A 25,693-nucleotide genomic window follows, 5' to 3' on the forward strand; every position below is an offset into this window, starting at 1 on the left:
CCGGGACCGTCTTGCACCGCGGTCGCCCCCGCGAGAGGCTCGAAGCATGCGACTGACCAAGCTCGAGCACGCCACCGTCCTCGTCGAGGAGGCGGGCTCGCGGCTCGTCCTCGACCCCGGCTCCTTCACCCGCCCCGTGGAGGGCACGGCCGACACCGTCGCGGTCGTGATCACCCACGAGCACGCCGACCACTGGACCGCGGAGCAGCTGGAGCGGCTGCGCGCCGCGAACCCGGCGCTGCGTGTCCTCGGCCCGGCCGGTGTCGCCGCGGCGGCCGAGGGCTTGGACGTCGAGACGGTCGCCGAGGGCGACGTCGTCGAGGTCGGCCCGTTCGAGCTGCGCTTCTTCGGCTCGCGGCACGCGGTGATCCACTCCTCCATCCCGGTGATCGACAACGTCGGAGTGCTGGTGAACGGCCGGTTCTACTACGCGGGCGACTCCTTCACCGTGCCGACCGGCGTCGACGTCGAGGTGCTGGCGGCCCCCTCGGGAGCCCCGTGGATGAAGATCGCGGAGTCGATCGACTACGTCCTCGAGCTCGCGCCGCGCCACGCCTTCGCGACGCACGAGCGGGTGCTGTCGGAGGCCGGCCAGAAGCTCGGCCACGACCGCCTCGGCTGGGCGACCCGCGAGGGCGGCGGGGAGTACCACGCCCTCGAGCCGGGCGACGTGCTCGAGCTCTAGCCGCCGCCCGGCGGTCGTCAGAGGATGCGGGAGTCGAGGATCTCGGCCTGATCGATGTCGGTCCCGGCCGGCAGCACTCCGATCTGGACGAGCGCGTCTTCCGGAACGGTGCCGTCGGGCGTGACGATCGAGGCGCCGTCGATGTTCGTCTTCGACGCGTACAGCGAGACGTCGTCGAGCACCTCGGCCCGGTAGACGCCGTCGACCCAGATCACGACCCGCTTCCCGGAGTTCACCAGCGCGCGACTCATCGCCACCGCGATTCGATCACCGGTCCGCTGGATGCTGTCGACGCCTGTCAGCGATTTCTGGAAGAGCAGGTCGGCCGCAGCGACGTCCACGCCGGAGGCCAGCTCGCCGACCTGGACGAGGTCGCCGTCCTTCACGGGCGTGGTGGGGACGATCTTCGTGCCACCCGGGACGTCGTACTTCCACGCGTACCACCCCCTGCCCTCGTTGTAGTCACCCGCGTATCGGCCGTCGATCCAGACCACGATCCGCTTCCCGGAATGGACCAGCGCCTCGCTCATCGTCACCTCCGCGTACCCGCGGACGACTGAGACGTCCGTGATGCCCGCCGTCGCATCCGAGGCCGCCTCCCGGGGGGATCGGTCGTGACCCTGCAACTGCTTCAGCTTCGCCGCCGCCGGCCTCACATCGGTGTACCCCATCATCTGAACCCGTTCGCCGGGGAGGGTCGTCCCGTAGAACACGCCGACGAGATTCCCGTTCACGATCAGCGGCCCGCCCGAGTCGCCGGTCTCGCCGAGCTGCTCGGTGCCGCCCGTCGTCGCCGTCGAGTGGAAGCCGATGACGCCGTTCGGCATCCGTCCCACCCTTCTGATCCAGACCTTCTCTGTCCTCTGCGTGGGGAACAGGTCCGGGCCCAGCCCGTAGACGTGGCCGACCGAACCGACCCGGTAGCCGTCCGGCACCAGTCGCGGGTAGCGCGGCAGCGCATGCGGGCGGGAGAGCCGGAGGAGCTTCATGTCCGCAGGAGCGAGCGAGATCGACTCCGCCACCGGGACCGCTTCCGTCACCTCGTCCTCCGACGGCGACGGGGCGTAGCGGTAGTAGACGTGGCTCGCGGGGCAGTGATCCGCGGTGAGCACCCAGTCGTCGGCGATCGCCGTTCCGGTGCAGGTGGTGGTCTGGATGCCGGCGAGCGTGTCGTACACCTGCACCACCCAGGGCTCGTTCGACTTCGTCCCCGACGTCAGTGCCGCAACGGGCGCCGTCGTCTGCACACCGATACCCAGCACGATCGCCAAGACGGCCAGCACGGCCGCCGTCCGACGCAGCACTCGAGCCCTCATCGTCATCACCTCTCTCAGATCGAGCGGCCTCCCGGGGCCGGGATCCCACATCGCTCGAGAACGATCGACGAAGCGCCGAGGAGGCGTCAAAGATCTGGCGGTGGAGCGACCGGACGGCGGGATCAGGACCGAGCGACGACGTGCTCGAGGTCGGCGCCGAACTCGAACGTGCGGTCGACCACGGCGCCGGAGTGCAGCACCGCGGGCAGCCAGAAGCGCGCGTCGTCCCACATCCGGTCGTAGGGGACCTCGTCGAGCGGGACGAACGCCGCGGCGAGCTCGCCCGAGGCGACCACCTCGCCCGACCAGCGGCGGCAGACGAAGACGTGCGAGCGCTGGCTCCAGGCGGGGCGGTGCGGGAAGAGGTAGTCGAGGGAGCCGCGAGGCTCGAGGTCGCGGGGATCCGCGCGCAGGCCGACCTCCTCCGCCAGCTCGCGGACGGCGGCCGCCACGGGCGACTCCCCCGGCTCGAGCTTGCCGCCGGGTGCCACGACCCGGCCCTCGCCGAGACCGCGGAGCTTCCGACCGAGCAGCACCTCGACGCCGCCGGGCGCCTCGCGGAGGACGTAGACGACGCAGACCTCGGGCAACGGGCCGATCGGTGCCTGCACGCCCATGCCGCACCTCCGCTCGCCGGGTCCGAGGGGTCGGGACCGCCGTCGTAGGCTAGCCCGGTGACGACGACCGCGCTCGAGCGCTTCCAGGCCCTGCTGCGGGTCGACACGGTGTCGCACTCCGACGAGTCCGACACCGACTGGAGCCGGTTCCGCGTCTTCCAGGAGCTGCTCGAGCAGTTCTACCCCGTGCTGCACGCCGCCCTCGAGCGCGAGACCGTCGCAGGCCACTCCCTGCTCTGGCGCTGGCGCGGCACCGAGGACGGCGAGCCGTCCGTCCTGATGGCGCACTACGACGTGGTCAGCGTCACCCCCGACGACTGGTCGATCGCGCCGTTCGCGGCCGACACGGTCCTCCGCCCGGACGGCCGCACCGCGATCGTGGGGCGCGGCGCGCTCGACGACAAGGGCTCCCTCGTCGCGCTGCTCGAGGCCGTCGAGGCGGCCGTCCTGCGGGGTGAGCGTCCTCGCCGGGACGTGTACCTGGTCTCCACGCACAACGAGGAGACGGCCGGGGACGGCGCGCCGTCGATCGTCGCGCTGCTCGGCGCGCGCGGCGTGCGCCCGCGCTTCGTGCTCGACGAGGGAGGCAACGTCCGCCGCGGCATCGTGCCCGGAGTGACCACTCCGATCGCCGTCATCGGCGTCACCGAGCGCGGCATCATGAACCTCGAGCTGACCTGCCGGGACGCGGGCGGGCACGCCTCCGCCCCGCCGCCCCTGCCGGGCATGCTCGCCACGCAGCGCCTCGCTCGGGCGATCCACCGCCTCACCGAGAACCCGTTCCCCTCGACGCTGCCCGAGCCGATCGCCGAGCTGGTGCGCGCCGCCGCGCCCCGCGCCGACGCCGCGCACGCCGTCTGGTACGCGAGCCCGCACGAGCACCCCGACGCGGTCATCGGCGCCCTGGCCGCGCACTCCAACCGCGCCGCGGCGATGCTCCGGACCACCGTGGCGATCACGCAGCTGCGCGGCAGCACCGGGGCGAACGTCCTCGCGTCCTCCGCCAGCGCGATCGCGAACGTGCGCATCAATCCGGGCGGCACCGTCGCCGGCGTGGTCGAGCGGATCCGCGCGGTGATCGACGACCCCGAGGTCGAGATCGAGGTGCGCGTCGCGCACGAGCCCTCCCCCGTCTCCCCCACCGGAGAGACCGGCGACGGCGGGCCCTACGACGTGCTCCGCGGCGTCGTGCAGGAGGTCTTCCCGGAGGCGATCGTCGCGCCCTACGTGCAGACAGGCGGCAGCGACGCCCGGCACTTCCACGCGATCAGCGACGGCGTCTACCGCTTCATCCCGTTCGAGATCAGCCCGCAGCAGCAGCTCGGCATCCACGGCGCCGACGAGTCGGTCGAGGTCGACCAGTTCGAGCGCGCCATCGCCTTCTACGCGCGCCTCCTGCTCGAGCTCTGACGTCTCCCTCTGCGCTGCCGATGCGCGGCGTGGGCGATCGGTGTGCGGGGAGTGCGCGCGCGGTGTGCGGTTCCTGAGGACCGAGGCGCCGGGCGGCGCCGAATCTGGGAAAACCGTTCGATGACGCGCCGGTCCTCGTTGGCCCGCCGTTCACCCCGCGATGATGGACTGAGCCTCGCGGGAGCAGTTCCCAGCCCGCGGACCAGCAGTGCAGCACCATGCGACATCCCGTACCGACGCCGACTCGATCGAGCCGGCCCCACCGATCGTGGAACCCGAGGATCATGACTGTCCGCCAGGCCGAGTACCCCCGGCCGAACCACTTCATCCTTCACCTCAGCGACACCCACTTCATCGCCGGAGACGGCGGGCTGTACGGCTCCGACGTCGACAGCGAGGCGCAGCTCCGCCGCCTGTTCGACGAGCTGAAGGCCTCGGGCGGTCGCCCGGAGGCCGTCGTCATCACCGGGGATCTGGCCGACAAGGGCGAGCCGCAGGCGTACGCCAAGCTCCGCGCCGTCGTCGAGCCGGCCGCCGCCCGCCTCGGCGCGGAGGTGATCTGGGTGATGGGCAACCACGACGACCGCGGCGCCTTCCGCTCCGGACTGCTCGACCAGCTGCCGACCACGCAGCCGATCGACCGCGTGCACGACGTGAACGGCCTGCGCATCATCGCGCTCGACTCCACCGTCCCGGGCGCCCACTACGGCGAGATCTCGGACGCCCAGCTCGACTGGCTCGCGGAGGAGCTCTCCAGCCCCGCGCCGCACGGCACGATCCTCGCGCTGCACCACCCGCCGGTGCCGAGCGTGCTCGACCTCTCGGTGCTCGTCGAGCTCCGCGACCAGCCCGCGCTCGCGGAGGTGCTCGAGGGCTCGGACGTCCGCAGCATCATCGCCGGCCACCTGCACTACTCCTCGACGGCGACGTTCGCCGGCATCCCCGTCTCGGTCGCGTCGGCCACCTGCTACACGCAGGACCTCAACGTGCCGGTCGGCGGCACCCGCGCCCGCAACTCCGCGCAGGCCTTCAACCTCATCCACGTCTACGACGGCACCGTGCTGCACTCCGTGGTGCCGATCGGCGCGTCGACCGAGGTGTCCTACGTCTCGGCGAACGAGACCGAGCGGATCCTCGCCTCGCACGGCGTCGAGATCGCGCCGGCCACGGCCGCTCCCCTGGAGCAGGTCGAGGCGCTCTACCCGCCCGTCGCGGAGCCGGTCGGCGTCAGCGCCTAGGGGAAAGCGCGCGGAGGACCTCCGCGCGCTCCCGACGTCGGCGCGGACTCCCCGTCAGCGCTTCGGCCTGCTCCGCGCCCGGTCGAGGGCGAACAGGTGGCCGGCGAAGGCGAGGGCCGCGCCGAGCGCGATCCCCACTCCGAGGCCCGCACCGATCCCGATGCCGGGGAAGACGAGCGCGCTGGCGAGTCCGAGCAGCAGCCCGAGGACTCCCCCGCCGATCGCCCAGCCCATGATCAGTCGACCGTCTCCCACGGCGCCGGGATCGGGTAGTACTCCTCGAGGAAGTCGATCACCGCGCGGGTCCGGACCTCCGCGGAGATCTCGGGGAAGCTGCCGTCGTTGAGGCAGAAGAAGTCGACGGCGCGGTTCTTCAGCAGCTTCTTCATGTCCTTGAGGCCCTGGTGCATCGTCGTGTCGACGTACTTCACCGAGGCGTTCTCCTGCACCACCGCGCGGCCGGTCATCAACGCGTAGTAGTGGTAGAGCGAGTTGGTGACGGAGACGTCGCTCGCCGAGCGGAAGCGGCTCGCGGCGGTCGCGGTGAACTCCGGCTCGAACTCGGCCTCGAGCTCGGCCATCACGGTCTTGCGGAGCGGCGTGGCGGCGTGCTCGAGGTGGCGGGTGGTCATCGCGCCGAAGCGCTCGCGGAGCAGCCGACGGTTGACCCGGGCGGCGTTCTCGAAGCCGCTGCGCGAGGCGTTGGAGTCGCCCATGCCGATGCGGGTGGTCGCCTCGATGAACTTGGTGATCCCGCCGGGCGAGAAGAAGATCGACGGGTCGACGGGGCGGCCGAAGAACATGTCGTCGTTCGAGTAGAGGAAGTGCTCGGCCAGGCCGGGGATCCGGTGCAGCTGGCTCTCGACCGCGTGCGAGTTGTGCGTGGGCAGCACCGAGAGGTCGCGGAAGTGGTCCTCGCTGCGGACCAGGGTGACGTCGGGATGCTCGTCGAGCCAGCGCGGGCGCGGCGAGTCGGTGACGATGTAGATGTGCCGGACCCACGGCGCGTACATGTAGACGCTGCGCAGGGCGTACTTGAGCTCGTCGATCTGGCGGAAGCGCGCGGGGGCGTCGTCGCCCTCGCCCACGACGTAGCTGGCCATCCGGGCGGCACGGGCGCGCTGGAACTCCAGGTCCGTCCCGTCGACCCAGGAGAAGACGATGTCGACGTCGAAGCGGATGTCACTGACGAGGGGCTCGAACATGCCCTCGAAGGTCGGCCAGGTGCGGCCGTAGGCCTCGACGTGCGCGTCGATCGCCTCGGCGACCGGGAGGCTGCTGCGCATCAGCGCGTTCTCGGCGGGAGTGGTGATCTCCTCCTCGCCGACCTTCCAGAACTCCAGGCGGACACCGCTGCGGGCGCCGTAGCGGAGCGAGCCGCTCGAGGAGACGCGGGGGCGGAAGAGCGAGAAGACCGCGGCGCGCGGATACGGAGCGATGGCTCCCTCCGCCAGGAGCAGCGGCGGGGTGCCGCGCTTGTCGAGGGTCTTCACGTAGAAGGGCTCGGTGGCGAAGGCGCGGGCGAGCAGCGTGGCCAGCTCGGCGCCGAGCGAGCGGTCGATCGCGAGGAAGGGCGCGCCCTTCGTGCCGCGGATGAGGCGGTAGGGGAACTCGGCCTCGTCGAGCACCTCGCCGAGCGCGATCAGGTCCTCGGTCCAGGCCGCCTGCGGGGTCGTACTCGAGTTGACCAGCGAGAACAGTCCGGCATGGACGACGACGTCGTCCCGGTCGAAATGGCGCGGACGCAGGAGGGCAGACGGCAGAGGACGGACGGAAGGCATGATTCACATTATCCGCCGCCTGTTTCGTGCGGATGACCGTCCTGCTCAGCTTGACAGGGAGTGCAGCCGCTCCAGGGCCGCGTCCCCGGCGCGCACGGCCTCCTGAGACCGGCTCTCCTCGCGGGCCGAGGCGACCCCGAGAGCGAACGCCGGCTCGCCGCGGCGGGCCGCCACGAGCGCGTGCGCGCGGAGCACGTCGCGGGCGGCGAGGGCGTCGCGCTCCTCGCCGAGCGCGTCGGCGACGGCCTTCGCCGCCTTCGCGATCCGTCGCTGCGTGCCGCCGACGGCGGAAGGGACGACCGCGCTCCAGGCCTCGACGACGTAGCGGAGGCGCTTCGCGGCCTTGCGCAGCTCGTGCCGGGCCTCGAGGTCGTCCCCGCCCTTGCGGGCCGCGTCGACGCGCGAGACCTCCTTGGCGAGGGAGCGGCGGACGAGCTTCTTCGCGCTCGTGCCCGCCTTCGCGGTCCGCGGCGGATCGGCGAGCAGTGCGTCGAGGGCTGCCAGGAGTGCGAGGTAGCGGGCACCGCGCAGCGTCTTCGCGACCCGCTGCAGGGCGAGAGCGTGCCGGCGCTCGATCGCGTCGAAGAGCGAGCTGCCTCCGACGGCCCTCGCGGGCAGCCCCTCCCCCGCCTCGTCGACGGCGGTGCGGAGCCGGGCGGCGAGCACCTCCTCGTCGCGGACGGCGCCGAGGACGCCGGCGAGCCAGCGCAGCTCGTCGCGGAGCGGATCGAGCGCGTCGCGCTCCAGGACGAACCGGGAGGCGGCGAGGACGCTGCGCAGGCGGCGGGTGTGCAGGCGCATCCGATGCAGCGCGTCGTCGGCCTCGAGCCGCACCCGCGGGTCGACGGCGCGCAGACCCGTGAGGAGCTCGCGGATCGCGGCGAGCGCCGCCTCCCCGCCGTCCTCGGGTGCGGAGCGGCCGTCCTCGATCGGGCCGCCGGTGGCCCGGGCGAGCTTCGAGGCGCTCTCGGCGGGGCGGGCGCCGGCGGCGAGCAGTCGCTCCTCGATCGCGTCGAGCACCGCCTCGCCCTCGGGGCCGTGGACGTCGACGAGCTCGACCTCCCACTCCCGCCAGCGCCGCTCGACGCCGGAGCGCTGGTCGTGCGCGATGACCAGGTCGTCGGCGATCTCGGCGAGGCGGCGGCCAGCGGAGTCGGCGACGCGGGTGATCGAGCGGACGGTCTCGAGGGCGGCGAGCGGCTCGAGCCGCGCCCGGCCGACGTGGCCGAGCACCGGGTCCCGGACCTCGGCCGGCACGGTGCGGGAGGCGGTCAGCGGGGCGTGGATCTCGGTGCGGCCGGCCGAGCCGGGCAGCTTGACGTGCCAGCCCTCGTCCTCGCCGCCCTCGCGGCGGCGGAGGGTGATCCGGCCGCGGGAGAGCGCGCGGTCGGCGGTGTCGAAGTACTGGGCGGAGAGGCGGACGGGCTCCTCGGCGAGTGCCGTCGCGACGGTGCCCGCGCCGATGAGCTCCGGCAGGGCGGTGTCGGCGTCGACGTCGTACTTCCGCTCCACCTCGGTCTGCACGCGCCGCGGCGCCTCCGCCTTCGTCCGGTCCGCACGCTGAGCCATGGTCCATTGTGCGCACGCGGGAGGCGCTCCCGGCGGCAGGCCCGCGGCGGGGCGCGAGGTCGGCCTAGGCTGGAGCGATGACCGCGCCCGTCCCCCCCGTCGCCCGCCGTGTCCCGCTCGAACGCCGTCACCACGGCGATCTGGTGGTCGATCAGTACGAGTGGCTGCGGCAGAAGGAGGAGCCCGAGGTGATCGCGCACCTCGAGGCCGAGAACGCCTACACCGACGCCCTCCTCGCTCCCCTCGCCCCGCTGCGCGAGCGCCTCTTCGACGAGATCCGCTCCCGGACGAAGGAGACCGACCTGTCGGTGCCCGTCCGCGAGGGCGCCTGGTGGTACTTCTCCCGCTCCTACGAGGGCCGCCAGTACGGCGTGCACTGCCGCGCGCCGATCTCGGGTCCGGACGACTGGACCCCGCCCTCCATCGCCGAGGGCGGACCGCTCGAGGGCGAGCAGGTCGTCCTCGACGGCAACATCGAGGCCGAGGGCCACGACTTCTTCTCGCTCGGCAGCTTCGACGTCTCCAGCGACGGGCGCTTCCTGCTCTTCGGCACCGACGTCGAGGGCGACGAGCGCTACACCCTGCGCATCCGCGACCTCAGCACCGGCGAGGACCTCCCCGACGTCGTCGAGGGCACCGGCGGCGGCGCCACCTTCGGCGCGGACGCCCGCTTCGTCTTCTACCCCACGGTCGACGAGTCCTGGCGGCCCGACACGATCTGGCGGCACACCGTCGGCACCGACTCCACCGCCGACGAGGTCGTCTTCTCGGAGCCCGACGAGCGCTACTGGATCGGCGTGGGGCTCACCCGCAGCCGCCGCTTCCTCGTCATCGAGATCGGCAGCAAGATCACCAGCGAGAGCCTGCTGCTCGACGCGGAGGACCCGACCGGCGAGTTCCGCTCGGTCTGGCCGCGCCGCGAGGGCGTCGAGTACGAGGTCGACCACGCCGTCGTCGACGGCCGCGACCGCCTGCTGATCGTGCACAACGACGGCGCACTCGACTTCGAGATCGTCGAGGAGCCGGCCGACCTCTCGCTCTCCCCCGAGGAGCGCGCGGCCGAGAGGCGCGTCCTCGTCCCGCACACCCCCGGCCGCCGGATCGAGGGCGTCGACGCCTTCGCCCGGCACGTCGTCGTCTCCTACCGCGAGGCGGGGGCGACGCGCCTCGGCCTCCTGATCGACGGCGACGGCGGCGCGCGCCTGGAGGAGATCGTCTTCGACGAGCCGCTGTACGACGCCGGCCTCGCCGGCAACCCGGAGTGGGAGCAGCCCGCGCTGCGGCTCGCCTACACCTCGTTCGTCACTCCCTCCACGGTGCTCACCCTCGACGTCGCGACCGGCGAGCGGACCGTGCTCAAGCAGCAGCCGGTGCTCGGCGACTACGACCCCGCCCGCTACGAGCAGCGCCGCGAGTGGGCGGTCGCCCAGGACGGCACGCGCATCCCGCTCTCGCTGGTCTGGCGGAAGGACGCGGCGGCGCCCGACGAGGCCCCCGCGCCGCTGCTGCTCTACGGCTACGGCTCCTACGAGGCGAGCATCGACCCCGGCTTCTCGATCGCGCGGCTCTCGCTGCTCGACCGCGGCGTGGTCTTCGCCATCGCGCACGTCCGCGGCGGCGGCGAGATGGGGCGCTCCTGGTACGAGGAGGGCAAGACCCTCGCCAAGCGCACCACCTTCACCGATTTCGTCGACTCCGCCCGGCACCTCGTCGAGGCGGGCTTCACCACGCCGGAGCGCCTCGTCGCGCAGGGCGGCTCGGCCGGCGGCCTGCTGATGGGCGCGGTCGCGAACCTCGCTCCGGAGGCCTTCGCCGGGATCCTGGCGCAGGTGCCGTTCGTCGACGCGCTGACCTCGATCCTCGACCCGTCGCTGCCGCTGACCGTGATCGAGTGGGACGAGTGGGGCGACCCGCTGCACGACCCCGAGGTCTACGCCTACATGAAGTCGTACTCGCCGTACGAGAACGTGCGCGAGGGCGTCGCCTACCCGCGGATCCTCGCGACGACGAGCCTCAACGACACGCGCGTGCTCTACGTGGAGCCGGCCAAGTGGGTCGCGCGGCTGCGCGAGGTCGGCGCGCCGGCGCTGCTCAAGATCGAGATGACGGCCGGGCACGGCGGCGTGAGCGGGCGCTACGAGCGCTGGCGCGAGGTGGCGTTCGAGTACGCCTGGATCCTCGACGTGCTCGGGCTGGCGGAGGAGACCAGCAACTGAGCCGCCGCTCCGGATCGGGCGGGCGCGCCGCAAGCCCCACCGGCGCGTCGATCGCGCCGCGTAAGGTTCGGGGTGCCGACCGAGGGGAAGTGCAGAGATGAGCGCAGGACTGTCGATCGACCGGGCCGCGGCCTGGGTCGCCGATCAGCGGTGGTACGCGAGCAAGGGGCGGCGCCCCGAGCTGGAGATCCGGGGCGAGTGGCGGCTGGAGCGCGCCGACGGCGACGTCGTCGTGCACCTCGTCATCGACCGGGCGGGCTCGAGCCCGGTGCTCTACCAGGTGCCGGTGACGGTGCGCTCGGCGCCCGTCGCGGGCCTCGAGGACGCGCTGATCGAGAGCGGCGGCTCCCGCTTCGTCTACGACGGTCCCCGCGACCCGCTCTTCGCGCGAGCGCTCTTCGAGCTGATCGCCGACGGCGGCTCCTCCGACGCGGAGGGCGCCCTGGGCGGCGCCCGCGCGGAGGGACACCGCCAGCCCGGCGCCGTGATCGGCGCGTTCGCCTCGTCGCGGATCCTCAGCGGCGAGCAGTCGAACACGTCGATCATCGTGCAGACCACGGCGGAGGACGGCTCGGCCGGCACCCCCGTGATCGTCAAGGTCTTCCGCGCGCTGCACCACGGCGAGAACCCGGACGTCACCGTGCAGTCGGCACTGAACGCCGCGGGCAGCACGCTCGTGCCGCCCGTGATCGGCAATGTCACCGGCGAGTGGGACGACCGCGGCGAGCCGACCGGCCGCGCGTTCGGGCACCTCGCCTTCGCGCAGGAGTTCCTGCCGGGCGTCGAGGACGCCTGGCGCGTCGCGCTCGAGGCCGTCGCCGGCGACACCGACTTCACCGGACCGGCCCGCGAGCTGGGCCTCGCGACCGCGCAGGTGCACTCCACCCTCGCCGCGGTGATGCCGACCGAGGACGCGACCCCCGAGGTCGTGCAGCGGATGATCGCGACCATGCGCCGCCGGCTGCGGATCGCCTCCTCCGAGGTGCCCGTCATCGCCGAGGACGCCGACGCGATCGACGCGGTCTTCCAGGCGGCCGAGCAGGCCCCGTGGCCGCGGCTGCAGCGCATCCACGGCGACTACCACCTCGGCCAGGTGCTGGCCGTGCCCGGCCGCGGCTGGGTGCTCCTCGACTTCGAGGGCGAGCCGCTGCGGCCGATGCACGAGCGGCTGCTGCCGGACATCGCGCTGCGCGATGTGGCCGGGATGCTGCGCTCGTTCGACTACGCTGCGGGCGCCCACGAGCAGGCGTCGCCGGGCGATTCCCGGGCCGCCTGGGCGCTGGCGAGCCGGAGCGCCTTCCTCGAGGGCTACACCGAGGAGGCGGGCGACGCGGTCACCGCGCACCGCGCCGTCCTGGACGCCTTCGAGCTCGACAAGGCCATCTACGAGGCGATCTACGAGGCGCGCAACCGCCCCGAGTGGCTGTCGATCCCGGTGACCGCGGTGCAGCGGCTCGTCGGACGCTCGTAGGGTGCAGGTATGACCGCACGCGACGAGACCAGTGACGCCCCCGACTCCGACGCTCCCGAGGACGGGCCGCTCGACCCGCTGAGCGACTTCAGCATCCCCGGCGACACCGACCTGCACGTGGACGGCGACGCCTCGGGCGCCGACGGTCGGAAGGTCGCGGAGCCCTCCGAGGACGACTCGGCCGAGTAGCGCCGACGGCGGATCTCGATACGCCCGCTCCGCGGGCTACTCGATCAGCAAGAACGGCCGCTTCGCGGGCTGCTCCGTCACATGAGGACCCGCTCCGCGGGCTGCTCCACCAACCGCAGAATCACCCTCCATGCTGGTCGAGTAGCCCCGCAGGGGCGTATCGAGACCCACCATCACCCGCACCCCTGGCGACAGCGGATCTCGATACGCCCGCTCCGCGGGCTACTCGATCAGCATGGGGGGCCGCTCCGAGGGCTACTCGATCAAGAGGGGCGGCCCGCAATGCGGGCTGCTCGATCAGCATGGGCGGCCCGCTGCGAGGGCTGCTCCATCAGCAGAGGGTCAGGCCGGCGCTCAGCCGCCCATCTCGGGCTCGGCCCAGGAGGCGAGGGTCGAGCCGGCCGCGACGCAGCCGACGCCGAGGTCGGACTGCAGGGTGCTCCACTCCGGCGAGGAGGGGTCGTACGTCCATCGGCCGGCCGCCGCCTGGGACTCCTGCAGGTAGGTGCGGATGCCCGAGGAGGCGGCGGAGACTCCGGTCTCGTCCGGCTCCGGGTTCTGCATCCGCACCGTCTGGAGCTGGAAGGCCTGCCGCTCGAGGAACACCTGGTAGGCCTCGTCGGAGACGTCGCCGCGGTCGTGGTACCACTGCATCGTCCACCCGAGGCTGAGCAGCGAGCTGTACCGGCCGCAGGCGTAGGACGCGCTGGTGTCCTGCTCGCCCGGGACGGTGCCGCGCGCCGTCGGCTCGACCGTCACCGTGACGGTCGGCGCCGGGGTCTGCGCCTCGGCGCCTCCCCCGCTCGTGCAGCCCGTCAGAGCGGCGGCTGCGGCGGCGATGCCGAGCGCGGCGGCCGCGAGTCGAGGCGCGATCGGACGTCGGATGTGCGTGTGATCCCCCATGCGCCGACCCTACCGGGCGACCGGCGCCGGAGGCCGCCCGACGTCAGCGCACCGGCGCGAGCGGCGTGACCGCGGGTCCCTCCAGCACCGTCCCGTCGGCGGCGAACCGCGAGCCGTGCAGCGGGCAGTCCCAGCTGCGCTCGGCGTCGTTCCAGGTGACCACGCCGCCCAGGTGCGGGCAGACCGCCGACACCGCGCAGCGGCGGCCCTCGATGGTCGAGACGGCGACCGGCTGGAGGCCGTCGCGCGCGAGCAGGCCCTCGCCCTCCACCGGCACCACGTCCACCGAGCGCGGCGCGCGCAGCGCCGACCAGTAGCCGCGGGCGTACCAGGCGCCGACCGCAGCGAGCGCGCCGGCGCCCTCCGCCATCACCCGGGGCAGGGTCGGGCGGCGGTGCAGCGTCTTCGCCCACGGCGGCGTCTCGCCCCGGGAGTCGCCGACCAGCGTCAGCGCCGCCTGCACCGCGTTGGTCATCCCCCACTTGTCGTAGCCGGAGGCGAAGAAGATCCGCCCACGACCGCGCGGCAGCCAGCCGACGAACGGCACGCGGTGGAACGCCTCGTAGTCCTGCGCGCTCCACTGCGCGATCGGCTCGGCGCCGTGGAAGGAGCGGCGGGTCCAGGCGATCAGGTCGTCGACGCTCTCCTGAGTCCGCGCGCGCTGGCCGACCCCGTGGCCGTTGCCGCCGATCAGCAGCAGCCGCTCGCCGTCCCGCTCCACGTCGCGGATCGAGCGCGAGGGCCCGTCGACGGAGAGGTACATGCCGTCCGGGATCGACTCGGCCCCGCGGAAGGCGACGGCGTAGGAGCGCAGCGCGACCTGCTTCGCGAAGTACAGCCCGCGGTCCAGGATCGGCGTGCCGGTGAGCAGGTAGGCCCGCTCGCCGGTCACCTCCCCGGCACTGGTCCGCACGCGCACGGGCGAGGAGGCGCGCATCCCGAGCACACGGACGCCCTGGACGAGGACTCCCCCGGCCGCGCGGAAGTCGGCGGCGAGCGCCGTCAGCACCGCCATCGGGTCGAACTCCGCCTGGTCGTCGAGCGCCACGGCCGCGGTGCTCGGGAACGGCGTGTCCAGCGCGCCGACGAGGCGGGTGGCCAGGCCGAAGCGGCGGGCCGTCGCGTGCTCGCGGAGCACCGCGTCCACGCCGTCGGGCGACTGGGCGTAGCTGTAGGCGGTGCGGCGCTGCACGGGGACGCCGGCCTCGCGGAGGTAGTCGATGAGCCAGGTGAAGCCGGCGAGGTTCGCGGCGACGTAGGCCTGCGTGACCGCGGGGGTGTTGCGGGCGGCGATCTTCGAGAGGTGCGTCCCCTGCAGGAGGCTGAGCTTCGCGGTGCTGCTGCCGGTCGCGACCGCGCCGACCTCGCGGGCCTCGAGGACGAGGACGCGGCGGCCGCTGCGCTGGAGCAGGAGCGCCGTCACGAGTCCGGAGAGGCCGGCTCCCACGATCACGTCGTCGTAGTGCGCGCCCGGGACGAACGCGTCGTTCGGGATCGGGGCCGCGCCCTGTCGCCAGAGCGAGGTCCGCTCGATCGCCGGCACGTCGATTCGCTTCATCGGGTCTCCCTGCACTCGGGCCGCGGAGGGCGGCTCGGACCGACGCTACGCGCGGCGGCCGGGCCCGTCAGGGTGTTGACAGCGCGCGCGGCCGTCGACCGCGGCTCAGAGCCAGCCCCAGCGCTTGAAGAGCCGGTGCAGGACCACGCTCGAGGCGACCATCGCCGCCAGCGCCGCCGGGTAGCCCCACGCCAGGTGCAGCTCGGGCATCGCGTCGAAGTTCATGCCGTAGACGCTCGAGATCATGGTCGGCGCGAAGAAGATGGCGGCCCAGGCCGAGATCCGCTTGACCTCGTCGTTCTGCTGGTTGCCCGCCTCCGCGAGCTTCTTCATGTCCTCGTTCTGGCGCTGGGCGACGAGCGTCGCGTTCACGGCGAGGATCTCGCGGAGCGTCGTCCGGAAGCCCTCGACGCGCTCGTCGACCACCGCGACGTGGTCGGCGACGTCGCGGAGGTAGCGGCGCAGCTCGACGTCCTCGCGGAAGACCTCGAAGTCGGTGACGAGCCGGCCGAGCATCCCGGTCAGCGGGCGGGTCGCGCGCTGGAAGTCGAGCACCTCCTGCGAGAGCTCGTAGATGCGCCGGGACACGGCGGGGTCCCCCTCGAAGACCTGGGCCTCGATCTCGTCGATGTCGTTCTCGAGGCCCGCGACGACCGGGGCGTACTGGTCGACGACCGCGTCGAGGATCGCGTAGAGGACCGCCACCGGGCCCTTGCGCAGCAGCTCGGGGTCGGCCTCCATCCGGCGCCGGACCAGCGAGAGGTCGGGCTTCTCGGAGTGGCGGACGGTGACGACGAAGTTCGGGCCGACGAAGAGGTGCAGCTCGCCGAAGTCGACCTCCTCGCGCTGGTCCGCGTAGCTCGCGGCGCGCAGCACCACGAACATGTCGCTGCCGTAGCGCTCCAGCTTGGGGCGCTGATGGGCGCTGATCGCGTCCTCGAGGGCGAGGGGGTGCATCGAGAACTCGTCCTCGAGCGCGGCCAGCTCGGCCTCCGTCGGGCGGTAAAGGCCGATCCAGGCCATCGCGTCGGGCAGCTTCTGCAGCGCGGCGAGCGCCTCGGGGATGCTGCGCGGCGAGACGACGCGCCGGCCGTCCTGGTAGATCGCGTTGTCGACGGTGCTCCGGCGGGCCGGCTCCTCCTCGGGGAGGATCCGCTCGATCGGGCTGGTGTCCTCCGCGGCGGCGCGCGTGCGCGAGCCGAGGTTGAGGAGGGTCGAGGGCACTCGGGGCAGCTTCACGCGGGTCCTCCTCTGATCGACCGACGACCCATTCTGCACCCGCGGGTGAACGGCAGGTGTCCGGCGTCGGCGGCCCGGCCGGCGTCCGGTGTCGGAGCCGCTCAGTAGCCTGGAGGGGCACGACAGGGAGCGCCACCGCACACCCGCAGACCCCGCGAAAGGACGGTCGTGAAGCTCCTGCACACCTCCGACTGGCACATCGGCCGCACCTTCCACGGCCACTCGAGCGTCGCCGCGCTCGGCGTCGTGCTCGACGCCCTGGTCGAGACGGTGCGCGCGGAGCGGGTCGACGTCGTCCTGATCGCCGGCGACGTCTTCGACTCCGCGGTGCCGGCGGCCGAGCACTACACCCTGCTCACCCGCACGCTCGAGGCGATCCGCGCGGCCGGCGCCGAGGTCGTGCTGACCAGCGGCAACCACGACTCCCCCGCCCGCCTGGGCTTCCAGGCCGGCCTGCTGCGCGGCTCCGGCGTGCACGTGCTCACCGATCCCGAGGCGTACGCGGAGCCGGTCGTCCTCCGCGACGAGCACGGAGAGGTCGGCGTCTACGGCATCCCCTACCTCGAGCCCGCGCTCTACCGGCACCGGCACCCGGAGGAGTCGCTGCGCCGCCACGAGGACGTCCTCGCCTTCGCGATGCGCCGGATCCGCGCGCACGCCGAGGCGGCCGGGCGGCGCTGGGTGGTGCTGGCGCACTGCTTCGCCGTCGGCGCCCCGGCCGGCACGGTCGAGCGCGACATCACGGCCGGCGGGATCGACTACGTCTCGGTCGACCACTTCGCCGCAGCCGACTACGCGGCGCTCGGGCACATCCACGGGCGGGCGACGCTGCTGCCGAACGTGCGCTACTCGGGCGCTCCGCTGCACTACTCGTTCGGCGAGGCCGCGAAGCCGCGCGGCGGCTGGCTGGTCGAGCTGGGCGCCGACGGACTCGGCGAGGTGTCCTGGTCGGCGCTGCCCGTGCCGCGGCGGCTCAGCGTGATCGAGGGACGGCTGGACGAGCTGCTGAGCGACCCGTCGCTCGCCGAGTACGAGCCGGACTGGGTCTCGGCCGTGCTGACGGACGAGGTCCGCCCGCTGGATGCGATGGCGCGGCTGCAGTCCCGCTTCCCGGGCTGCGCGACGCTCGAGCACCGGCCCCCGCACGCGGCGGTCGACGAGCGGCGGTACGCCGAGCGGATCCGCGGGCGCAGCGACGTCGAGGTGATCGACGACTTCCTCGCGCACGTCCGCGGCGGGCACGGAGCGAGCGAAACGGAGCGCGCACTCGCGCTCGAAGCGCTGGCGCTGGTCGACGCCGAGGCGCTGCGGTGAGGATCCGCCGCCTCTCCTTCGCCGGCCTCGGCCCCTTCCGCGCCGAGCAGGAGATCGACTTCGACCGCCTGGAGGACGTGGGGATCTACCTGATCGCCGGGCGCACCGGCGCCGGCAAGTCGACGATCCTCGATGCGATCAGCTTCGCGCTCTACGGCTCGGTGCCGCGCTTCGACGGCACGGCCTCGCGCCTGCGCAGCGATCACAGCGCCCCCGAGGACGAGACCTTCGCCGAGCTCGACTTCGAGGCGGCCGGACGGCTCTACCGGGTCCGCCGCTCGCCCGAGTACGAACGGCCGGCCAAGCGCGGCGGCGGCACCACCCGGCAGGCGGCGAAGGTCGCGCTGCTCGAGCACGTCGACGGCGAGTGGCGGGGGCTCTCCTCCAGCGCGCGCGAGACGGGGGCCGACATCGGCCGGATCGTCGGCCTGACGAAGGACCAGTTCCTGCAGGTGATCCTGCTCGCGCAGAACCGCTTCCACGAGTTCCTGCTGGCGAAGAACGACGACCGGCAGCGGCTCCTCCGCACGCTCTTCGCGACGGAGCGCTACGACCTGCTGCGCCGGCGGCTCGTCGAGCAGCGCCAGGAGAGCGGCGCGGCGCTCGAGGAGGAGCGCGCGGTCGTGACGGCGCTGGCCGACGAGGCCGTGCGCCTCGCGGGCGACGAGGAGCCGCTGCCGGCGGTGCTCGACGCGGCCTGGTTCCGCTCCCTGGTGACCCGGCTCGACGAGCCCCTGGCGCTCACCCGCGACGAGGTGGCGGAGGCCGACGCCGCGAGCCGCGCCGCGGAGACCGCCCGGGACGAGACGCGCCTGGTCAAGCGCGCGCAGGACCGGCGCCGGAGCGCGCTGATCGAGGCGGAGGAGCTCGCGGTGGCCGAGTCGCTCGTCGTCCGCGAGCGCGAGCGCATCGAGCGGGCGCGCCGGGCCGAGGGTGTGCTACCGCTGCTCAAGGGGGCGCGCTCGGCCGCCGAGAGGGCCGCTGCCGCCGACCGGAGCCGCGACAGCGCCGCCGAGGCCTTCACTGCCGCTTTCGACGAGCCTGCAGGCCGGGCCGCCGCCGCCCGGGCCGCCGAGCGTCTGGCCGCGACGCTCGGTGCGCTGACCGAGGCCCTCGCCGAGGAGCGCACGCTGCCGGAGGCGGTCCGCCTCGCCGAGCGCACCGTGACCGCGCGGGAGCGCTCCGCCGCGGCGCTGGAGGTGCTCGACCGCGAGCGGCGAGGGGTCCCCGCCCGGCTCGACGCCCTCGCCGAGGAGGAGGACGCCCTCGCCCCGGACGCGTCGGCGCTGCCGGCGCGTGCGGAGGAGCTGGCCGCGCTCGACCGTCGGATCCGCGCCGCCGCCGAGCGCGCGACGGCCGCGACCGCGCTCGATCACCTCCGTTCCGCCCACGCCGAGGCGGCCCGGGCGCACGGCGTCCGCGCGGCCGAGCACGCCGAGCTGGTCGCCCGCCGCTTCGCGGGCTTCGCCGGCGAGCTGGCCGGCGCCCTCGTAACCGGCGACCCGTGCCCCGTCTGCGGCTCCTGCGAGCACCCGCGCCCCGCCGAGCACGGCGAGCTGCCGCCCGTCGGCACCGGCGAGATCGAGAAGGCGCGCACCGCCGTCGACCGCGCCCTCGCCGCGATGGACGCGGCGCGCGAGGCCGAGAGCGCCGGAGCGCTGGCCCTGGCCGCCCTCGAGGAGCGGGCCGGCAGCACGACCGCCGAGGAGCTCCGGGCCGCCCGGGTCGAGGCCGAGCAGCGCCTCGCCGCGTCGCAGCGCGCCGCGACCCGGCTCGAGGAGCTGAGGCGCGAGCGGTCCACCCTCCGAGTCCGGGGCGACGAGCTGACGGCCGCCCTCGAGACCGCCCGCACCGAGCACCAGCGCCTCAGCTCCGACGCCGCCCTCGCCGCCGAGGCGCTGCGCCTCCTGCGCGAGCGGATCGACGCCCATCGCGACGGCGCCGTCAGCATCGCCGAGCGGGTGGCCGCGATCACCGCGCAGCGCCGCCGGGCCGACGCGCTCGTCGAGGCGGAGGACGCGGCGACCGCCCGCCGCGAGGCCGCCGCCGCGGCCGAGGCCCAGCTCGCGGAGGTGGTCGCCGATCGCGGCTTCGCGAGCACCGACGACGCCGAGTCCGCCGCCCTCACCTCCGGTGAGCGCGCCCGCGCCGAGGCCGTCGTCGCCGAGCACGAGCGCCGCCGCAGCGCCGTCGACTCGGTGCTGGCCGACCCCGAGCTCGCGGGTCTGCCGACCGCCCCCGTCGATCTCGCCGCGGCCGAGGAGGAGGCGCGCACCGCCTCCGCCCGCCGCGACGAGGCCCGCTCGCGGCACTCGGTGCTCGAGCACCGCGCCGCCCGGCTCGCCGAGCTCGCCGGCCGGGCCGAGGAGCGCCTGGTCACCCTCGACGAGCGACTGCGCCGGCACGAGGAGCTGCGCGCCCTCGCCGAGACGATCGACGGCCGCGGGCAGAACACCCGCCGGATGGACCTCGAGGCCTTCGCCCTGGCGGGCCGGCTCGAGGAGATCGTCGCCGCCGCGAACCTGCGGCTGAACGCGATGACCAGCGGCCGCTACGCCCTCGTGCACGACGACTCGCTCGCCTACCGCGGCGCCGCCTCCGGTCTCGGGATCGACGTGCTCGACGCCTTCACCGGCGCCCGCCGGCAGCCCGCGTCGCTCTCGGGCGGCGAGACGTTCCTCGCCTCGCTCGCCCTCGCCCTCGGGCTGGCGGACGTGGTCACCATGCAGTCGGGCGGTGTCTCGCTCGAGACGATGTTCATCGACGAGGGCTTCGGCTCACTCGACGCCGAGACTCTCGAGACCGCGCTCGGCACCCTCGACGCGCTCCGCTCCGGCGGGCGCACGATCGGCCTGATCAGCCACGTCGACGCGATGCGCGAGCGGCTGCCGACCGGGCTCAAGGTCGTCGTCAGCGACCGCGGCGACAGCAGGATCCTCACGGCATGACGGAGCGACCCGCTAGGGTCGTCGGCAGTGACACGGGGTGCCCACCAGGGCTGAGATGAGACCCGTCGAACCTGATCTAGTTCGTACTAGCGAAGGGATGTCGCGAATGAGCATTCGCACGCCTGCCCACCCGACCCTCCTCGACGGCGCGGCCGTCGCCCGACACCTCGACGAGCTGCGCCGCACCGCGCCGCTCGTGCAGTGCATCACCAACGCGGTGGTCACCGGCTTCACCGCCAACAGCCTGCTGGCGCTCGGCGCGAGCCCCGCGATGTGCGATCTGCCCGGCGAGGCCGGCGTCTTCGCCGGGATCGCCTCCGCGACGCTGGTGAACCTCGGCACCCCGCACGCGGAGCAGCGCGACGGCGCCCGTGAGGCCGTCGCGGCGGCGAGCGCGGCCGGGACGCCCTGGGTGCTCGACCCGGTCGCCGTCGGTCCGCTGCCCGTGCGCACCGCCCTCGCGGCGGAGCTGCTCGAGGCGCGGCCCGCGATCATCCGCGGCAACGCCTCCGAGATCCTCGCCCTCGCCGGCCTCGGTGCCGGCGGTCGCGGTGTCGACGCCGTCGACGGCCCGGAGGAGGCTCTCGACGCCGCGACCGCGCTCGCCCGCCGCTGGGGGTCCGTCGTCGCCGTCTCCGGAGCCGTCGACGTGCTCACCGACGGCGAGCGCGTCGTCCGCGTCACCGGAGGGCATCCCCTGCTCACCCGCGTCACCGGCGGCGGCTGCGCACTCGGTGCCGTGATGGCCGCCTTCCTCGGCGTGCCGGGCTCCGACCCGCTCGGCGCCGCGGTCGCCGCGTCCGTGGTCTGGGGCCTCGCCGCCGAGCAGGCCGCAGTCGCCTCCGCCGGCCCCGGCTCGTTCGCGGTCGGCCTCCTCGACGCCCTCGCCGCGCTCACCGCTGCCGAGGTCGAGCGCGGAGCGCGGATCGCATGATCGACCTCTCGCTCCAGCTCGTCACCGACACCCGCCTCTGCGGCCCGCGCGGCGTCCCGGCCGTCGTCGCCCCGGCCGTCGCGGGGGGCGTCCGCGTCGTCCAGGTCCGCGACCACGAGGCGACCGCCGCCGAGCTCGTCGCCCTCACCTGCGCCGTCGCCGCCGTCCTCGACGAGCACACGACCCTGCTGGTCGACGACCGCGTCGACGTCGTCCTCGCCGCCCGGCTGGCGGGCGCCCGCGTCGACGGCGTGCACGTCGGCCAGTCCGACCTGCCCGTCCTCGCCGCGCGGAGCATCCTCGGCGCCGACGCGGTGATCGGCCTGACGGCGAACACCGCGGCCCACCTCGCCGCCGCGCACGCACTGCCGGCCGGCACCGTCGACTACCTCGGCGTCGGCGTGATCCGGGCGACGGCGACCAAGCCCGATCACCCGGTCCCGCTCGGGATCGACGGCTTCGCCGCCCTCGCCGCCGCGACCCCGCTCCCCTGCGTCGCCATCGGCGGCGTCACGTCCGGCGACGCCGCGGCCCTGCGCCGCGCCGGTGCGGCCGGTCTCGCGATCGTCTCGGCGATCTGCGCGGCCGACGATCCGGAGTCCGCGGCCCGCGCCTTCCGTGCGGAGTGGGACCGATGAGCGCCGCACTCCCCCAGCCCCGCCCGATCCCCCGGGTCCTCAGCATCGCCGGCACCGACCCCACCGGCGGCGCGGGCATCCAGGCCGACCTCAAGTCGGTCGGCGCGCTCGGCGGCTACGGGATGGCCGTGGTCACCGCGCTCGTCGCGCAGAACACCCGCGGCGTGCGCTCGATCCACCTGCCGCCCGCCGCGTTCCTCCGCGAGCAGCTCGACGCGGTCAGCGACGACGTCGAGATCGACGCGGTGAAGATCGGCATGATCGCGAACGCCGAGCTGGGCGCGGTCATCGCCGCCTGGCTCGACGACGTCCGCCCGCCGCTGGTCGTCGTCGACCCGGTGATGGTCGCCACCAGCGGCCACCGCCTGCTCGACACCGAGGCGGAGGAGGCGGTCCGCGCGCTCGTCCGCCGTGCCGACCTGGTCACGCCCAACCTCCCCGAGCTGGCCGTGCTCGCCGGAGCGGAGCCGGCCGCCGACTGGTCCGCCGCGCTCGGGCAGGCCCGCTCCCTCGCCCGCGATCTCGGCACCGCGGTCCTGGTGAAGGGCGGGCACCTCGACGGCCCGGAGACGCCGGACGCGATCGTCACCGCGGACGGCGGCGTGCGCGAGGTGCCGGGCGAGCGTGTCGCCACCCGCAACACCCACGGCACCGGATGCTCGCTGTCCTCCGCGATGGCGACGCTCCTCGCCGGCGGCGAGAAGACTCCTGACGCGCTCGCCCAGGCGCTGACCGAGGCGAAGGACTGGCTGAACGGCGCCCTCCGCGGTGCCGACGCGCTCCGGGTCGGCGAGGGCAACGGTCCGATCGACCACTTCCACCGCCTGCGCACCCCCGCGTTCTGCGAGCGGATGTGGACCGGGACGGAGCAGCTCCGCGCCGAGATCGACGCGCTGCCCTTCGTGACAGCGCTGGGCGACGGCTCCCTCGACCGCGACGACTTCGAGTGGTACCTGGAGCAGGACGCGCTCTACCTCACCGAGTACGCCCGGGTCCTCGCGATCGCCGCGCAGCGCGCGCCGAGCACCGCCGAGCAGGTCTTCTGGGCGGAGTCGTCCGCCTCGGCCCTGGCGGCGGAGGCGCAGCTGCACCGCGACCGCCTCGGCGAGCGCACGGCGACGGCCTCCCCCGTCACTCGCGGCTACGTCGACCACCTGCTCGCCGTCGGGGCCAGCGGCGGCTACGGCGAGATCGTCGCCGCGCTGCTGCCGTGCTTCTGGCTCTACGCGGACATCGGCGAGCGCCTCGCCGCGGCGAACCGGCCCGGGCACCCCTACGCGGACTGGCTCGTCACCTACGCGGATCCTGCCTTCGCCGTCGCGACCGAGCGCGCGATCGCGATCACCGAGGCGGCCGCCGTCCGCGGCACGAACGCGGAACGCGCCGCCATGGGCGACGCGTTCCTGCGCTCGAGCGTGTTCGAGCGCGACTTCTTCGCGGCTCCGCTCAGCCGATCGCCTCGCGGAGGACGTGCATGAGCGCGTCCAGCTGAACCGTGTCGGCCGAGGCGACCTCGGCGTCCGCGCCGTCGAGCGCGCGGGCGGCGAGGCCGGCCTTCGCGTCGATCAGCTCGGCGATCTTCGCGTCGATCGTGTGCGCCGCGATGATGCGCCAGGCCGTGACCGGCTCCTCCTGGCCGATGCGGTGCACGCGGTCGATCGCCTGCGTCTGCTCGGCCGAGGTCCAGGACAGCTCGGCCAGGACGACGTTGGACGACGCCTGCAGGTTGACGCCGACGCCCGCCGCGGTGAGCGAGCAGACCGCGACCGAGACGTCCGGGTCCTCGTTGAACGCGTCGATCTGCGCCTGGCGGAACGTCGCGGTCTGGTCGCCGCGGATCGACACGGAGGTGAGATCGCGCTTCTCGAAGGTGTCCTCGGCCTGGTCCATCACGTCGATGTGCTTGGCGAAGAAGACGACCTTGCCGACCGAGCGCGCCAGCTGCGAGGCGTAGTCGGCGGCGAGGGCCGCCTTGGCCTGGCCGATCCGGCGCACCATCGTGAAGACGTTCTCGCCGGTCTTGGCCGACTTCGACTCCTCGAGCTCGCTCTGCGCGACGATGCGGATGAACCGCTCGCGCTCGTCGTCGTCGAGCTCGTGCGTGATCGACGCGGTGACGGCCTTGTAGCGCTGCAGCATGCGGGCGCCGAGCTCGCGCTCCGCCTTCTGGATCGAGCGGCCGAGGTCGTCGTCGAGCTCCACCGGCAGGTCGACGATCCGCTTCGAGGGAAGGTCGGCGGCGACGTCGATCTTCTTCCGCCGGACGATGCCGAGGTCGATGACCGCCTCGCGCGCCTCCGGGTAGAAGCCGGTGTCGGCCGGGGTGAGTCCGGTGTCCTCGAGCAGGCCCATCAGCTCGGGCCCCGGCTTGGTCTCGTCGATCCAGCCGAGGAAGCGCCAGATCGCGCGGAAGTCGTCCACGTCGTTGATCAGCGGCGTCCCGGTGAGGGCGATCATCAGCGGGTCGTGCCCGGGCGTCGTCTCGCGGATCTTCGCGGCCAGCGCCAGCACGCTCTGCGAGCGCTGCGAGCGGAGGTTCTTGATGAAGTGCGCCTCGTCGACGACCATGCCGCGGAAGCCGAGGCTGCCGAGCCAGCCGATGTGCCGGTCGAGGATGTCGTAGTTGACGATGACGACGTCGGCGAAGGCGTCGAGCGTGCCGCCGTCGCCGTGGATGACGGTGGCGCGGCGCTGCGGCGTCCAGCGCTCGACCTCGCGCGCCCAGTTCATCTTCACGACGTTGGGCACGACGGCCAGCAGCGGGTACGAGCCGGTGACGGAGGCGGCGAGCAGGCTCTGCGCCGTCTTGCCGAGGCCCGGCTCGTCGGCGAGCAGGAAGCTGCGGTGCCCCTCGCGCGCGCCCTCGATGAAGCGGGCCTGGTGCGGCATCAGGTCGCGACCGCGCGGGGTGACCCGGTCGATCTTCGGCGGCTCGGGCAGCTCCATGCTCGCCGCGCGGCCGCCGGCGCCGTACTCGAACGCCTTGAACAGCGGTCCGAGCAGCTCCCAGTCGTCGAGGCGACGGCGGGCGGGCGTGGGCGCGCTCGCGATCGAGAAGTCCGGCGGGAGGAAGGGGTTGGCGAGCTGGCGCGCGCGCACCGACGGCGGCACGACCTGGTTGACCGGCACCTCCGGCTTGGGCTCCGGCTCGGTCACGATCAGCAGCTCGTCGGGGCTCAGCTCGGCGCCGGCCTCCAGCAGCCAGTCGCGGCGCAGCTTCTGCGCGGCCGCGGTGATGCCGGCCTCCGACTCGAGCAGGGCGATCAGGCTGGTGTCGCGCGCCGCGGTCTTCGCGAGGATCGTCGCGATGCCGTCGAGGCGCTTCATCTCCTCCGCGCGCTGCGAGTCGCTCAGCTCGGTGTCGGTCTTCACCCGCTTGCGCTCCTCGCGCATCAGCAGGGCGATCACCAGGAACTTCGTCCGGTTGGTGGGCCCGACCTTGCCGGTCTGGGCCTTGGCCTCGACCTCGCGCACGCGGCGGGCGAGGATCGGGATGATCCCGGAGTTGTCGACGCCGCGCGGACGCGAACGCGGGCGGGTGCCCGGGCTCGCGCTCGTCGTACGACGCGACTGACCGGACTGACGCTGGCCGCTGCGAGCCATGCTCCTCCTCGACGTGGACGGGGGCGGAGGAGGGGGTTCCCGCGCTCTACCGTCGCATTGCACT

General features: G+C 73.8%; 20 protein-coding genes and 1 riboswitch. Of the genes, 11 read left to right on the forward strand and 9 right to left on the reverse strand.

Going from position 1 to position 25,693, the window contains the following annotated elements:
* Positions 1–46: 46 nt before the first annotated feature.
* Complete coding sequence (locus HQQ86_RS01930) at positions 47–685, forward strand: MBL fold metallo-hydrolase (protein WP_173286041.1); 639 nt, start codon at positions 47–49, stop codon at positions 683–685.
* A gap of 17 nt (positions 686–702) precedes the next feature.
* Here the strand turns inward: HQQ86_RS01930 and HQQ86_RS01935 are convergent, their stop codons facing one another.
* Both HQQ86_RS01935 and HQQ86_RS01940 read right to left on the reverse strand, forming a co-directional pair.
* Entirely contained in the window at positions 703–2,001 is a 1,299-nt protein-coding gene (locus tag HQQ86_RS01935) for a trypsin-like serine protease (RefSeq protein ID WP_173286043.1), read from the reverse strand.
* A gap of 122 nt (positions 2,002–2,123) precedes the next feature.
* Positions 2,124–2,618: an 8-oxo-dGTP diphosphatase gene (locus HQQ86_RS01940; RefSeq protein ID WP_173286045.1), complete on the reverse strand. Its 495-nt coding sequence runs from the start codon at positions 2,616–2,618 to the stop codon at positions 2,124–2,126.
* A 57-nt stretch (positions 2,619–2,675) separates the two neighbouring features.
* On the opposite strand from HQQ86_RS01940, the gene HQQ86_RS01945 reads away from it, so the two are divergent.
* Positions 2,676–4,028, forward strand: coding sequence for a M20/M25/M40 family metallo-hydrolase (locus HQQ86_RS01945; protein ID WP_173286047.1), 1,353 nt, complete (start codon positions 2,676–2,678; stop codon positions 4,026–4,028).
* A gap of 284 nt (positions 4,029–4,312) precedes the next feature.
* Positions 4,313–5,266 carry a phosphodiesterase gene (locus tag HQQ86_RS01950; RefSeq protein WP_216844906.1) on the forward strand — a complete coding sequence of 318 codons (954 nt, stop codon included), beginning with the start codon at positions 4,313–4,315 and terminating at the stop codon, positions 5,264–5,266.
* A 54-nt stretch (positions 5,267–5,320) separates the two neighbouring features.
* Here HQQ86_RS01950 and HQQ86_RS01955 read toward each other — a convergent pair whose 3' ends face one another.
* Genes HQQ86_RS01955 through HQQ86_RS01965 form a run of 3 tightly spaced genes read right to left on the reverse strand, consistent with a single transcriptional unit; the run spans position 5,321 to position 8,616 of the window.
* Entirely contained in the window at positions 5,321–5,521 is a 201-nt protein-coding gene (locus HQQ86_RS01955; RefSeq protein WP_216844907.1) for a hypothetical protein, read from the reverse strand.
* The gene (locus HQQ86_RS01960; RefSeq protein WP_173286049.1) at positions 5,503–7,047 is read right to left on the reverse strand and encodes a stealth family protein; all 1,545 of its coding nucleotides are present in this window, start codon (positions 7,045–7,047) and stop codon (positions 5,503–5,505) included. Before HQQ86_RS01960 ends, HQQ86_RS01955 begins: the two co-directional genes overlap by 19 nt.
* A 45-nt stretch (positions 7,048–7,092) precedes the next feature.
* Positions 7,093–8,616 carry a CYTH and CHAD domain-containing protein gene (locus tag HQQ86_RS01965; protein WP_173286051.1) on the reverse strand — a complete coding sequence of 508 codons (1,524 nt, stop codon included), beginning with the start codon at positions 8,614–8,616 and terminating at the stop codon, positions 7,093–7,095.
* 77 nt (positions 8,617–8,693) lie between these two features.
* Between HQQ86_RS01965 and HQQ86_RS01970 the strand changes: the two genes are divergently transcribed.
* The 3 genes from HQQ86_RS01970 (at position 8,694) to HQQ86_RS01980 (ending at position 12,492) form a co-directional block, all read left to right on the forward strand.
* On the forward strand, positions 8,694–10,832 hold the full coding sequence (locus HQQ86_RS01970) for a S9 family peptidase (protein ID WP_173286053.1): 2,139 nt from the start codon (positions 8,694–8,696) through the stop codon (positions 10,830–10,832).
* Between the two features lie 97 nt (positions 10,833–10,929).
* Positions 10,930–12,303, forward strand: a complete 1,374-nt coding sequence (locus HQQ86_RS01975) for a phosphotransferase (RefSeq protein WP_173286055.1) — start codon at positions 10,930–10,932, stop codon at positions 12,301–12,303.
* A gap of 9 nt (positions 12,304–12,312) precedes the next feature.
* Positions 12,313–12,492 (forward strand): hypothetical protein, encoded by a 180-nt coding sequence (locus HQQ86_RS01980; protein ID WP_173286057.1) that lies wholly within the window; start codon positions 12,313–12,315, stop codon positions 12,490–12,492.
* 354 nt (positions 12,493–12,846) lie between these two features.
* Here the strand turns inward: HQQ86_RS01980 and HQQ86_RS01985 are convergent, their stop codons facing one another.
* The 3 genes from HQQ86_RS01985 to HQQ86_RS01995 all read right to left on the reverse strand — a co-directional run bounded on the left by HQQ86_RS01985 (position 12,847) and on the right by HQQ86_RS01995 (position 16,114).
* Positions 12,847–13,395 carry a hypothetical protein gene (locus HQQ86_RS01985; RefSeq protein WP_173286059.1) on the reverse strand — a complete coding sequence of 183 codons (549 nt, stop codon included), beginning with the start codon at positions 13,393–13,395 and terminating at the stop codon, positions 12,847–12,849.
* A 43-nt stretch (positions 13,396–13,438) separates the two neighbouring features.
* On the reverse strand, positions 13,439–14,953 hold the full coding sequence (locus tag HQQ86_RS01990) for an FAD-dependent oxidoreductase (RefSeq protein WP_173286061.1): 1,515 nt from the start codon (positions 14,951–14,953) through the stop codon (positions 13,439–13,441).
* Between the two features lie 105 nt (positions 14,954–15,058).
* Complete coding sequence (locus HQQ86_RS01995; RefSeq protein WP_320527605.1) at positions 15,059–16,114, reverse strand: magnesium and cobalt transport protein CorA; 1,056 nt, start codon at positions 16,112–16,114, stop codon at positions 15,059–15,061.
* 246 nt (positions 16,115–16,360) lie between these two features.
* Here HQQ86_RS01995 and HQQ86_RS02000 point away from each other — a divergent pair, with 246 nt between their 5' ends.
* The 5 genes from HQQ86_RS02000 (at position 16,361) to thiD (ending at position 23,504) form a co-directional block, all read left to right on the forward strand.
* Complete coding sequence (locus tag HQQ86_RS02000) at positions 16,361–17,506, forward strand: exonuclease SbcCD subunit D (protein WP_173286062.1); 1,146 nt, start codon at positions 16,361–16,363, stop codon at positions 17,504–17,506.
* Entirely contained in the window at positions 17,503–20,454 is a 2,952-nt protein-coding gene (locus HQQ86_RS21915) for an AAA family ATPase (RefSeq protein WP_173286063.1), read from the forward strand. Before HQQ86_RS02000 ends, HQQ86_RS21915 begins: the two co-directional genes overlap by 4 nt.
* Before the next feature lie 23 nt (positions 20,455–20,477).
* Positions 20,478–20,569: riboswitch (TPP riboswitch) on the forward strand.
* Positions 20,561–21,388 carry a hydroxyethylthiazole kinase gene (gene thiM / locus HQQ86_RS02010; protein ID WP_173286064.1) on the forward strand — a complete coding sequence of 276 codons (828 nt, stop codon included), beginning with the start codon at positions 20,561–20,563 and terminating at the stop codon, positions 21,386–21,388. Its footprint overlaps the riboswitch before it by 9 nt.
* Complete coding sequence (gene thiE, locus HQQ86_RS02015; protein WP_173286065.1) at positions 21,385–22,026, forward strand: thiamine phosphate synthase; 642 nt, start codon at positions 21,385–21,387, stop codon at positions 22,024–22,026. The genes thiM and thiE overlap by 4 nt, the downstream gene beginning before the upstream one ends.
* The gene (gene thiD / locus HQQ86_RS02020) at positions 22,023–23,504 is read left to right on the forward strand and encodes a bifunctional hydroxymethylpyrimidine kinase/phosphomethylpyrimidine kinase (RefSeq protein WP_173286066.1); all 1,482 of its coding nucleotides are present in this window, start codon (positions 22,023–22,025) and stop codon (positions 23,502–23,504) included. The genes thiE and thiD overlap by 4 nt, the downstream gene beginning before the upstream one ends.
* Here the strand turns inward: thiD and HQQ86_RS02025 are convergent.
* Positions 23,473–25,629, reverse strand: a complete 2,157-nt coding sequence (locus HQQ86_RS02025; RefSeq protein WP_173286067.1) for a DEAD/DEAH box helicase — start codon at positions 25,627–25,629, stop codon at positions 23,473–23,475. The genes thiD and HQQ86_RS02025 overlap by 32 nt on opposite strands.
* Between the last annotated feature and the right edge of the window lie 64 nt (positions 25,630–25,693).

Source organism: Rathayibacter sp. VKM Ac-2857 (genome assembly GCF_013205025.1).
In the GTDB taxonomy this organism is placed as follows: domain Bacteria; phylum Actinomycetota; class Actinomycetes; order Actinomycetales; family Microbacteriaceae; genus Rathayibacter.